Here is an 11,573-nt window from a genome sequence, read left to right on the forward strand (position 1 = left end):
CTATCCCTCGCATGAAACTGCGATAAAATGGCAGCGGTATTCGTCAATTAAGCAAGGACATTGCGTTAGGCCAATGCTAGCTTCCGCGATAGTCCAGAAAACTGGGGCAGAAAACAAACAACCAGAACACAAAGCCAAGCCTTCCGACCGATCATAATAAGCAAGATCCAAATCGGTGATCGGCGGCATAACGGCTAGGGGAATTTCGATAGGGGATGCGCCTGTCAGGCGACATCCCAGGGGAGCCGCATCTACATGGAATATTTCATCCAGCAGCTTATCAACGGGCTGACGCTGGGATCGATCTATGGGCTGATCGCGATCGGCTACACGATGGTCTACGGCATCATCGGCATGATCAACTTCGCCCACGGCGACATCTTCATGGTTGGCGCCTTCACGGCCCTGATCGTGTTTCTCATATTGGTGGCCTTCTTCTACTCGGTGCCGGTAGTCGTCGCGTTGCTGATCATGATGATCGTGGCGATGCTGCTCACCAGCCTCTACAACTGGACGATCGAGAAGGTGGCCTACCGCCCGTTGCGCGGGTCTTTCCGGCTGGCGCCGCTCATCACCGCCATCGGCATGTCGATCGCGCTGTCCAACTTCGTGCAGGTCACGCAAGGCCCCCGCAACAAGCCCATTCCGCCCATGGTGTCGACCGTCTACACCATCGAGGGGATCAGCGTTTCGCTGAAGCAGATCATCATCGTGCTGGTGACCACCTCGCTGCTGGCGATCTTCTGGTATCTGGTCAACAAGACCTCGCTTGGCCGCGCCCAGCGCGCCTGCGAGCAGGACCGCAAGATGGCCGCACTTCTGGGCATCGATGTCGACCGCACCATCTCCATCACCTTCATCATGGGCGCCTGCCTGGCCGCCGTCGCCGGCACGCTGTTCCTGATGTATTACGGCGTCGTGGTCTTCTCCGACGGCTTCGTGCCGGGGGTGAAGGCGTTCACCGCAGCCGTTCTGGGCGGCATCGGCTCCATTCCGGGCGCCGTGATCGGCGGGCTGATGATCGGCTTCATCGAGTCGATGTGGTCCGCCTATTTCTCCATCGACTACAAGGACGTGGCGGCCTTCTCCATCCTGGCCATCGTGTTGATCTTCCTGCCCTCCGGAATTCTGGGCCGGCCGGAAGTGGAAAAGGTCTGAGATCATGGCTGAAGCAATTTCCGTGAGCCGGGAAGAAATCGGCAGGCCGTTTGCGCGTGCGTTTCGCGAGGCGATCTATGCGGGCCTGGTCTCGCTCGGGCTGTTCGTCCTGCTGATCGGCCTCAAGACCGACCAGAACATCCACAACGAACTCGTCCTGGTGCAGCGCTGGGGCGTCCTGGCCATCATCGTCGCGCTTACGATGGCCGGCCGCTTCCTCTTCGTGGCCTTCGTGGAGCCGGCCATCGAGCGCCGCAGCGCGGAGAAAAGCCGCGCTGCGACCAAGGTCGAGAAGGGCTTCGTGCGCCGCAACTTCTCCACCCTCGCCATCGTCGCATTGTTCTTCTACCCCGTGCTGATGGTGCTGCTGTTCGGCTTCCAGGGTTCGCTCAAATGGGTAGACAATTTCGGCATCCAGATCCTGATCTATGTGATGCTGGCCTGGGGCCTGAACATCGTCGTCGGCCTCGCCGGCCTCCTGGACCTGGGCTATGTCGCCTTCTACGCCGTCGGCGCCTATTCCTATGCGCTGCTTGGCAGTCAGTTCGGCTGGTCGTTCTGGGTGCTGCTGCCGATGGCCGGCATCATGGCCGCCTTCTGGGGCGTCATTCTCGGCTTCCCGGTGCTGCGGCTGCGCGGCGACTACCTGGCCATCGTCACGCTCGCCTTCGGTGAGATCATCCGCCTGGTGCTCATCAACTGGCGCGACGTGACCAATGGTTCGGCGGGCATTTCCGGCATCCCGAAGGTCAGCTTCTTCGGCCTGATGTCGTTCAATGTCAGCGACGAGAACTACATCGCCAAGGTGCTGAACATTGCCCAGTCGGGTGCCTACTATAAGATTTTCCTCTTCTATCTGATCCTGCTGCTGGCGCTGCTCACCGCTTTCGTCACCATAAGGCTGCGGCGCATGCCCGTCGGCCGGGCGTGGGAAGCGTTGCGCGAGGACGAGATCGCCTGCCGATCGCTCGGCATCAACACCACCACCACCAAGCTGTCGGCATTTGCCACGGGCGCCATGTTCGGCGGCTTCGCGGGTTCGTTCTTCGCTGCCCGGCAAGGCTTCGTCAGCCCCGAATCCTTCGTCTTCCTGGAATCGGCAATGATCCTGGCCATCGTGGTGCTTGGCGGCATGGGCTCGCTCACGGGCATCGCCGTTGCCGCCGTGGTCATGATCGGCGGCACGGAAATCCTGCGTGAGATGCAGTTCCTGAAGGTGGTTTTCGGCGAAGGCTTCACGCCGGAGCTCTACCGCATGCTGCTGTTCGGCTGCGCCATGGTCATCGTCATGCTGTGGAAGCCGCGGGGCTTCGTCGGCAGCCGTGAACCGAGCGCCTTCCTGCACGAACGAAAAGCCGTCTCGGCCTCCTTTACCAAGGAAGGGCACGGCTGATGGCTACGGGAACGAACATGAACAAGCCGATTCTTTCGGTCGAGCATCTTTCGATGAAATTCGGCGGACTGGTTGCCATCGGCGACCTGTCCTTCGAGGCCCGCCGCGGCGAGATCACAGCGCTGATCGGACCGAACGGCGCAGGAAAGACGACCGTCTTCAACTGCATCACCGGCTTCTACAAGCCGACGGAAGGCCTGATCCGCATGACCGGCCGCGACGGCAACGAGTTCCTGCTGGAACGCATGCCGGACTTCCGCATCACCGCCCATGCCAAGGTGGCGCGCACGTTCCAGAACATCCGCCTGTTCTCGGGCATGACGGTGCTGGAAAACCTGCTGGTTGCGCAGCACAACAAGCTCATGCGGGCTTCGGGCTTCACGGTGCTTGGCCTGCTCGGCATCGGCGGCTACCACAAGGCCTCCGCCGACGCCATCGACATGGCCAGATACTGGCTGGACAAGGCCGAACTGCTCGACCGTGCCGATGACCCGGCCGGCGATCTTCCCTATGGCGCGCAGCGCCGGCTGGAAATCGCGCGCGCCATGTGCACCGAACCGGAACTCCTGTGCCTCGATGAACCCGCGGCCGGCCTGAACCCCAGGGAATCGTTGGCGCTGAACACGCTGCTCAACGACATCAAGGAAAACAGCGGCACTTCGATCCTGCTGATCGAGCACGACATGTCCGTGGTCATGCAGATCTCCGACCACGTCGTGGTGCTGGAATATGGCCGCAAGATTTCCGACGGAAATCCGGACAAGGTGAAGAACGACCCGCGCGTCATCGCCGCCTATCTCGGCGTCGACGACGAGGAGGTCGAGGAAGTCCTGACAGTGGTTGGAGACGAGCACGTCATCCACGAACTGGATGGCGAACCGGACCCGGCGCATGGGCCGTCGGCGTCCTCGTCGATGATGGCCGGGCCGGTCAGCGATACGATCGGCCACAGCAATGGAGATGGTGAACTCGTCCGGGTGTCTGGCGAGGCATCCAAGGCGCTGCAGGTAGACAAGCGCAGCACCGACAAATCCGGCTCAGGCAAGGGCAAGAGGCGCACATGATTACGGCAAAACCCTTGCTCCAGGTCGAGGGCGTTCAGACCTATTACGGCAATATCCGTGCTCTGGCGGGTGTCAACGTCACGGTCAACGAGGGCGAGATCGTCGCCCTGATCGGCTCCAACGGCGCCGGCAAGTCGACGCTGATGATGACCATCTTCGGCAATCCGCGGGCTCGCGCCGGCAAGATCACCTTTGCCGGCACCGACATCACCGAACTGCCCACGCACGAAATCGCCCGTCTGCGTATCGCCCAGTCCCCCGAGGGACGGCGCATCTTTCCGCGCATGACGGTGATGGAAAACCTGCAGATGGGCGCCAGCCTCGACAAGCTGAAATATTTCGACGAGGACGTCGAAAAGGTTTTCGAGCTGTTTCCGCGCCTGAAGGAACGCGTGTCGCAACGCGGCGGCACGCTTTCGGGCGGCGAACAGCAGATGCTGTCGATCGCACGTGCTCTGATGGCGCGCCCGCGCCTTCTGCTGCTGGACGAGCCGTCGCTGGGACTGGCGCCGCTGATCGTGAAGCAGATTTTCGACGCCATACGCGTGCTCAACAAGACGCAGGGCCTCACGGTGTTCCTGGTCGAGCAAAACGCCTTCGGCGCCTTGCGGCTGGCGGATCGCGGCTATGTGATGGTGAACGGTGTCGTCACCATGAGCGGATCCGGCAAGGAGCTTCTGGCAGATCCGGAAGTGCGCGCGGCCTATCTCGAAGGCGGCAGGCACTAGCGGGGGCGATGAATGCGGCGATCGGGTCGCGTACGGGCTAAAACGCAGAACAGGGTCCAAAGGCCCGCGCGGAGGAGTTGAAATGCAGGGCATTCTCTATGAAGAAGCCTCGATCTGGCAGTTTTTTTTCGTGACCTGCCTGCTTGGCGGCTGGGCGGCCTGGATGACCGGCCGCGCCTGCGCGCAGACCTGGCGCAGCTTCGCTGCACTGGTGTTCTATCTGCTGCTGCTGGGCATAGCGGTGCGCTTCATCCATCACGCGCTGTTTGAGGGAACGATGTTTTCGCTGCAATACTATGCCGCGGACACGCTGGTCCTCATCATTCTCGGAGCCCTTGGCTTCCAGTACACGCGCACCAACCAGATGGTGACACAATATCACTGGCTTTACGAAAGAGCCTCCTTGCTGAGCTGGAGAAACAAGGCCTGATCTTCAAATAATAGCCCCGGTTCTTCTTTGAATCGGCGTGACAATAAGCCGGAAAATCGGCAAACTAATCTTTCTGCGATAGGGGTGGGCATCGCATGAAAGCATCATCCACGTCCGCCCGTCTAATGGGAGTGTTTCAATGAAAAAATCACTGTTGTCTGCAGTTGCACTGACTGCGCTGATGGCGTTCAGCGGAAGCGCCTGGGCAGACATCCTGCTCGGCGTCGGCGGTCCGATCACCGGCCCGAACGCGGCCTTCGGCGCGCAGCTTCAAAAGGGCGCCGAGCAGGCGGCCGCAGATATCAATGCCGCGGGCGGCATCAATGGCGAACAGATCAAGGTTTCGGTCGGCGACGACGTTTCCGACCCCAAGCAGGGCATCTCGGTTGCCAACAAGTTCGTTGCCGATGGCGTGAAGTTCGTCGTCGGTCACTTCAACTCGGGCGTCTCGATCCCGGCCTCGGAAGTCTATGCCGAAAACGGCATCCTGGAGGTCACGCCGGCCGCGACCAACCCGGTCTTCACCGAGCGTGGCCTGTGGAACACCATTCGCGTCTGCGGCCGCGACGACCAGCAGGGCGAGATTGCCGGCGCCTACATCGCCAAGAAGTTCCCCGACGCCAAGGTGGCTGTCATTCATGACAAGACCCCCTACGGCCAGGGCCTTGCCGACGAAACCAGAAAGGCGCTCGTTGCCGCCGGCCACAAAGACGTCATGTATGAAGGCGTCAACACCGGCGACAAGGACTTCTCGGCGCTGATCGCCAAGATGAAGGAAGCCGGCGTCACCATGATCTACTGGGGCGGCCTGCACACCGAAGCCGGCCTGATCATCCGCCAGGCGGCCGACCAGGGCCTGAAGGCGCCGCTGTTCTCGGGCGACGGCATCGTGTCGAACGAGCTCGCCTCGATCGCCGGCGATGCGGTGGCGGGCACCTACAACACCTTCGGTCCGGACCCGCGCAACAACCCGGCCGCCAAGGAAGTGGTCGAGAAGTTCCGCGCTGCCGGCTTCGAGCCCGAGGCCTACACGCTCTACTCCTATGCCGCCACGCAGGTCATCGCGCAGGCTGCGACCGCTGCCGGCTCGAACGACCCGCAGGAAGTTGCCAAGGCCATCAAGTCCAAGGGCCCCTTCAAGACGGTTCTGGGCGATCTCTCCTTCAACGAGAAGGGCGACCGTACCGACGCCGACTACGTGGTCTACCAGTGGAAGAAGGGCGACGACGGCAAGTACAACTACTTCCAGATCGACTAAGCTTTAAATCTAGAGCAAATGCCCGGCGCCTGCGCCGGGCATTTTTGTTTGCACCGCATCAATTGTGAGGCTAAGCAGACCGGCGCCCCTCTCCCAACGTCAATCGGAGAAAGTCCTTTGCCGATCAGCAAGATCCTCGTCGCCAACCGTTCAGAGATTGCCATTCGCGTGTTTCGCGCGGCCAATGAGCTCGGGCTCAAAACCGTCGCGATCTGGGCCGAGGAAGACAAATATTCGCTGCATCGGTTCAAAGCCGATGAATCCTACCAGGTCGGGCGCGGCCCCCATCTGGCCCGGGAATTGGGACCGATCGAGAGCTACCTGTCGATCGACGAAGTGATCCGGGTTGCCAAGCTTTCCGGCGCCGATGCGATCCATCCCGGCTACGGGCTGCTTTCGGAAAGCCCTGAATTTGCAGAGGCTTGCGCCGAAAATGGCATCGTCTTCATTGGGCCCAAGCCCGGAACCATGCGCCGTCTGGGCAACAAGGTCGCTGCCCGCCACCTTGCCATGGAAGTGGGCGTGCCGGTCGTCCCGGCAACCGATCCGCTGCCCGACGACATGGAAGCGGTCAAGAAGCTGGCTGCCGAGATCGGCTATCCGGTCATGCTCAAGGCCTCATGGGGCGGCGGCGGGCGCGGCATGCGCGCGATCCGCTCCGAAGCCGATCTCGCCCGTGAAGTCACGGAAGGCAAGCGGGAGGCGAAGGCCGCGTTCGGTAAGGACGAGGTCTATCTCGAGAAGTTGATCGAGCGGGCGCGCCATGTCGAGGTGCAGGTGCTGGGCGACACCCATGGCAACGTGGTGCACCTTTTCGAGCGCGACTGCTCCATCCAGCGCCGCAACCAGAAGGTGGTCGAGCGCGCCCCGGCGCCTTATCTCAGCGACGAGCTGCGGCAGGAGCTTTGCGGCCATGCGCTGAAGCTCGCCAAGGAAACCAACTATATCGGCGCCGGCACGGTCGAGTTCCTGCAGGATGCGGATACCGGAAAATTCTACTTCATCGAAGTCAATCCGCGCATCCAGGTCGAGCATACTGTCACCGAAGAGGTGACCGGCATCGACATCGTCAAGGCGCAGATCCATATCCTCGACGGCTTCGCGATCGGCAAGCCGGAATCCGGAGTGCCCAGCCAGTCGAAAATCCGGCTGAACGGCCACGCCCTGCAGTGCCGCATCACCACGGAAGACCCGGAGCACAATTTCATCCCGGACTATGGCCGCATCACCGCCTATCGCGGCGCGACCGGCTTCGGCATCCGCCTCGACGGCGGCACTGCCTATTCGGGCGCGGTGATCACCCGCTTCTACGATCCGCTTCTGGAGAAGGTGACCGCCTGGGCGCCGACAGCCGACGAGGCGATCGCGCGCATGCACCGTGCGCTTCGGGAGTTCCGCATTCGCGGCGTGGCGACCAATCTGACGTTCCTGGAAGCGATCATCACGCATCCGGGCTTCCGCGCAAACAGCTACACGACGCGGTTCATCGACTCGACGCCGGAGCTGTTTGCACAGGTCAAGCGCCAGGACCGCGCGACGAAGCTCCTGAACTATCTGGCCGACGTGACGGTCAACGGGCATCCGGAGACCCGCGGCCGCGCCAAGCCCAATCCGCACGCGGCTGCCCCTGTCATTCCCTGGTTCACCGGCCCCGTGCCGGACGGCACCAAGCAGCGTCTCGACGCGCTCGGACCTGAGAAATTCGCCGAGTGGATGCGCGGCGAAAAGCGGGTGCTCGTTACCGACACGACGATGCGCGACGCCCACCAGTCGCTGCTGGCGACGCGCGTGCGCACCTATGACATCGCTCGCATTGCCGGAACCTATGCCCGCGCTTTGCCGCAGTTGCTGTCGCTCGAATGCTGGGGCGGCGCGACCTTCGACGTGGCGATGCGCTTCCTGACCGAGGACCCTTGGGAGAGGCTGTCGCAGGTTCGCGAGGCTGCGCCCAACCTGCTGCTGCAGATGCTGCTGCGCGGCGCCAATGGCGTCGGTTATACCAACTACCCCGACAATGTCGTGCAGCATTTCGTGAGACAAGCGGCTGCCGGCGGCATCGACCTGTTCCGCGTGTTCGACTGCCTGAACTGGGTCGAGAACATGCGCGTCGCCATGGACGCCGTGCTGGCCGAAGGCAAGCTGTGCGAGGCGGCGATTTGCTACACCGGCGACATACTCGATCCGGCGCGGGCGAAGTATGACCTGAAATACTATGTCGGCCTCACAAATGAGCTGGAGGCCGCGGGCGCCCACATCATCGCGGTCAAGGACATGGCCGGGCTGCTCAAGCCGGCGGCGGCGCGCGTTCTGTTCAAGGCGCTGCGTGAGGCAACCGACCTGCCGATCCATTTCCACACCCATGATACGTCGGGCCTGTCGGCCGCCACGGTGCTTGCCGCGGTCGAAAGCGGCGTCGATGCCGTCGATGCCGCGATGGATGCCTTCTCCGGCAACACCTCGCAGCCCTGCCTTGGCTCCATCGTGCAGGCGCTGCGCGGCGACGAGCGCGACCCCGGCCTGGACCCCAACTGGATACGCCGCATCTCCTTCTACTGGGAGGCCGTGCGCAACCAGTACGCGGCCTTCGAGAGCGATCTGAAGGGGCCGGCTTCGGAGGTCTACCTGCACGAGATGCCGGGCGGCCAGTTCACCAACCTCAAGGAACAGGCCCGCTCGCTGGGGCTGGAGACGCGCTGGCACGAGGTCGCGCAGGCCTACCACGACGTGAACCTGATTGTCGGCGACATCGTCAAGGTTACGCCGTCGTCCAAGGTCGTGGGCGACATGGCGCTGATGATGGTGAGCCAGGATCTCACCGTCGCGGACGTCGAGGACCCGGAGAAGGACATCGCCTTCCCGGATTCGGTGGTATCGATGCTGCGCGGCGATCTCGGCCAGTCGCCGGGCGGTTGGCCGGCCGCACTGCAGAAGAAGGCGCTGAAGGGCGAAAAGCCCATCACCGTGCGCCCGGGCTCGCTGCTCAAGCCGGCCGATCTTGCAGCCAACCGCAAGGAGATCGAAGGAAAGCTCGGCCGTTCGATGAGCGAGTTCGAGTTCGCATCCTGGCTGATGTACCCCAAGGTGTACTCGGACTTCGCGGCGGCGCAGGAAAGCTATGGCCCGGTCAGCGTGCTGCCCACGCCGGCCTATTTCTACGGCATGGAGCCCGAGGACGAGATCTTCGTAGACATCGAAAAGGGCAAGACACTGGTGGTCCGCTGCCTGGCCATCGGCGACGTCGACGACAAGGGCATGGTCACGGTGTTCTTCGAGCTCAACGGCCAGCCGCGTCGCGTGAAGGTGCCGGACCGGGCGCATGGTACTTCCGCCGCCAGGGCGCGGCGCAAGGCCGAACCGGGTAACGACGCGCATGTCGGAGCGCCGATGCCGGGGGTTGTCTCGACGCTGGCGGTGGCTGCAGGACAGTCGGTCAAGGCAGGCGACGTGCTGCTTTCCATCGAGGCGATGAAGATGGAGACGGCGCTGCACGCCGAACGCGACGGCACCATTGCGGAAGTGCTGGTCAAGTCGGGAGACCAGATCGACGCCAAGGACCTTCTGGTGGTCTTCGGCTAACCTCCGTAACCTCACGGCGCCCAGGCCTGCTGCCGGGCGCCGTGACGACCGTGTGCTACCCGGAGGTTTCCCGGCGGTCCGAAATGACCGAAGTGAAGGCGGAGACCTCGGCGAAATGCGCGGGCCTGACCTTGCCGAACTTGCTTGCGTCGACCACGAGATGCGCCTCCAGCGCGCGTTCGATCGCCATCTGCTTGATGGGCACTTCGTGGAAATGCGAGCAGGTGATGCCGCGTGTCTCGTGCACGCCGCCGGCCGAGATGAAGGCCTTGTTGAGGTTGATGCGCTTCAGCGTCTCAAGCCCTTCCTCACTGGAGAACGAGGCTGCTTCGGGGTGATAGAGACCGCCCAGCATGATCAGCCGGGTGTTCCTGCGGTGGCAGAGAATTTCGGCCACGTTCATCGAATAGCAGATCGCCGTCAGCCGCATGTCTTCCGGGATACGTGCGGCCAGGTGCGGCGTGGTCGTGCCGCAATCGATGAAGATGGTGTCGTCTTCCTCGATGAGCTTCACCGCCTCGGCGCAAGCCGCCGCTTTCGCGGCCGCGTGGCTGTCGCTTTCCCGGGCCAGCGAGTAGTCGCCGCCCACGGGGCCATCGAGCGCGCCGACGATATAGCCGCCAAGGCAGGTGAAGCGATCCCGGGCCTCGGTGATGTCGCGACGGATCGTCATCTCGGAGACCCCGAGCTGCCCGGCAGCATCGCGCAGCCGCAGCACGCCCTCTTTCTCCAACACCGCGCCCAGCGCATCCAGGCGTTCGCTTCTGCGTCCCGTTCTGCTCACGTGGCCTCCATCCGGATCACGAATTGCGGGCATCCCGGCCAGTCGTCGCACCCGCATACGGATAGATGCGCTCTTGACAGTTCTCACGTCAACATGAAACGATCGAAACATAATGATGGAATTCTAACAAAATGAGCCGGCGCCCCTCCAGGCAGGCCCGGGTCGGCTCCAGAGGACGGGCACCATCCGTGACAAATCCGGATCATTCGACGCCGCAACGACTTGAAAACTTCCGGCGCAACGAGGGAACACCGTTGCGCACCGAAGCCTTCGAGGTGGTTCAGGTCAACCTTAGCGCGGTGGAGCGGCGCGCCGCGACGCTCCCCACCCGCCGCTCGGTGAAGAAGGAATATCAGGCGGCCTGGCTGATGAAGGCGCTGACCTGCATCGACCTGACCACCCTTGCCGGCGACGACACGCCCGGGCGCGTCCACCGGTTGTGCGCCAAGGCGATGCGCCCGCTAAGCGACGAACTGGTCGAGGGGCTGGGACTGACGGATGCGCCGCCCACCGTGGGCGCGGTCTGCGTCTATCCGAGCATGGTGCCGTCCGCCGTCAAGGCGCTTGCCGGCTCCGGCATCCCGGTAGCCTCCGTCGCCACGGGTTTTCCGGCTGGCCAGACACCGCTGCCGTTGCGTTTGGCCGAGATCCGCTATGCGGTGGAAGAGGGTGCCCAGGAGATCGACATCGTCATCAACCGGGCTCTCGTCTTCAGCCAAGATTGGCAGGCGCTCTATGACGAGGTGGCGGCGATGCGCGAGGCCTGCGGCGAGGCGCATCTGAAGGCCATCCTGGCCACCGGCGATCTCAAGACGCTGCGCAATGTCTACAAGGCCTCGATGGTGGCAATGCAGGCCGGCGCCGACTTCATCAAGACCTCGACCGGCAAGGAGGACGTCAACGCCACGCTGCCGGTCAGCCTCGTGATGCTGAGGGCGCTGCGTGACTATGGCGAGGAGACCGGCTTCAAGGTCGGTTTCAAGCCCGCCGGGGGCTTGAGGACCGCCAAGGATGCCATGAACTGGCTGTTCCTGATGAAGGAGGAGCTGGGCCGGCGCTGGCTGGAACCCGACCTCTTCCGCATCGGCGCAAGCTCGCTGCTGGGCGACATCGAGCGCCAGCTCGAGCACTTCGTCACCGGCCGCTACTCCGCCGCCTACCGGCACGCACTCGCCTGAAAGA

9 protein-coding genes are annotated in these 11,573 nt (G+C 63.0%); 8 read left to right on the top strand and 1 reads right to left on the bottom strand.

Going from position 1 to position 11,573, the window contains the following annotated elements; all coding sequences use genetic code 11:
* The first annotated feature begins 255 nt into the window (after positions 1-255).
* The 7 genes from ABLE86_RS20435 to pyc all read left to right on the top strand — a co-directional run bounded on the left by ABLE86_RS20435 (position 256) and on the right by pyc (position 9,607).
* Entirely contained in the window at positions 256-1,158 is a 903-nt protein-coding gene (locus ABLE86_RS20435) for a branched-chain amino acid ABC transporter permease LivH (protein WP_348780830.1), read from the top strand.
* A gap of 4 nt (positions 1,159-1,162) precedes the next feature.
* The gene (gene livM / locus ABLE86_RS20440) at positions 1,163-2,551 is read left to right on the top strand and encodes a high-affinity branched-chain amino acid ABC transporter permease LivM (protein WP_348780831.1); all 1,389 of its coding nucleotides are present in this window, start codon (positions 1,163-1,165) and stop codon (positions 2,549-2,551) included.
* A 17-nt stretch (positions 2,552-2,568) separates the two neighbouring features.
* Positions 2,569-3,615 (top strand): ABC transporter ATP-binding protein, encoded by a 1,047-nt coding sequence (locus ABLE86_RS20445; RefSeq protein ID WP_348780832.1) that lies wholly within the window; start codon positions 2,569-2,571, stop codon positions 3,613-3,615.
* Complete coding sequence (locus tag ABLE86_RS20450) at positions 3,612-4,343, top strand: ABC transporter ATP-binding protein (protein ID WP_348780833.1); 732 nt, start codon at positions 3,612-3,614, stop codon at positions 4,341-4,343. The genes ABLE86_RS20445 and ABLE86_RS20450 overlap by 4 nt, the downstream gene beginning before the upstream one ends.
* A gap of 82 nt (positions 4,344-4,425) precedes the next feature.
* The gene (locus ABLE86_RS20455; protein WP_348780834.1) at positions 4,426-4,773 is read left to right on the top strand and encodes a DUF6867 family protein; all 348 of its coding nucleotides are present in this window, start codon (positions 4,426-4,428) and stop codon (positions 4,771-4,773) included.
* Positions 4,774-4,912: 139 nt separating this feature from the next.
* Positions 4,913-6,031: a branched-chain amino acid ABC transporter substrate-binding protein gene (locus tag ABLE86_RS20460; RefSeq protein WP_348780835.1), complete on the top strand. Its 1,119-nt coding sequence runs from the start codon at positions 4,913-4,915 to the stop codon at positions 6,029-6,031.
* A 117-nt stretch (positions 6,032-6,148) separates the two neighbouring features.
* Positions 6,149-9,607: a pyruvate carboxylase gene (gene pyc, locus ABLE86_RS20465; protein ID WP_348780836.1), complete on the top strand. Its 3,459-nt coding sequence runs from the start codon at positions 6,149-6,151 to the stop codon at positions 9,605-9,607.
* A gap of 55 nt (positions 9,608-9,662) precedes the next feature.
* Here pyc and ABLE86_RS20470 read toward each other — a convergent pair whose 3' ends face one another.
* Positions 9,663-10,391, bottom strand: a complete 729-nt coding sequence (locus ABLE86_RS20470) for a DeoR/GlpR family DNA-binding transcription regulator (protein WP_348780837.1) — start codon at positions 10,389-10,391, stop codon at positions 9,663-9,665.
* A 188-nt stretch (positions 10,392-10,579) separates the two neighbouring features.
* Here ABLE86_RS20470 and deoC point away from each other — a divergent pair, with 188 nt between their 5' ends.
* Positions 10,580-11,569 carry a deoxyribose-phosphate aldolase gene (gene deoC, locus ABLE86_RS20475; RefSeq protein WP_348780838.1) on the top strand — a complete coding sequence of 330 codons (990 nt, stop codon included), beginning with the start codon at positions 10,580-10,582 and terminating at the stop codon, positions 11,567-11,569.
* Positions 11,570-11,573: the final 4 nt, after the last annotated feature.

The organism is Mesorhizobium sp. KR2-14 (genome assembly GCF_040049255.1).
Lineage (GTDB): Bacteria > Pseudomonadota > Alphaproteobacteria > Rhizobiales > Rhizobiaceae > Pseudaminobacter.

Excerpts from the sequence above, each read along its gene's own strand:
- ABLE86_RS20435 (WP_348780830.1), top strand. The coding sequence starts at position 256 with ATGGAATATTTCATCCAGCAGCTTATCAACGGGCTGACGCTGGGATCG.
- livM (WP_348780831.1), top strand. The coding sequence starts at position 1,163 with ATGGCTGAAGCAATTTCCGTGAGCCGGGAAGAAATCGGCAGGCCGTTT.
- ABLE86_RS20445 (WP_348780832.1), top strand. The coding sequence starts at position 2,569 with ATGAACAAGCCGATTCTTTCGGTCGAGCATCTTTCGATGAAATTCGGC.
- ABLE86_RS20450 (WP_348780833.1), top strand. The coding sequence starts at position 3,612 with ATGATTACGGCAAAACCCTTGCTCCAGGTCGAGGGCGTTCAGACCTAT.
- ABLE86_RS20455 (WP_348780834.1), top strand. The coding sequence starts at position 4,426 with ATGCAGGGCATTCTCTATGAAGAAGCCTCGATCTGGCAGTTTTTTTTC.
- ABLE86_RS20460 (WP_348780835.1), top strand. The coding sequence starts at position 4,913 with ATGAAAAAATCACTGTTGTCTGCAGTTGCACTGACTGCGCTGATGGCG.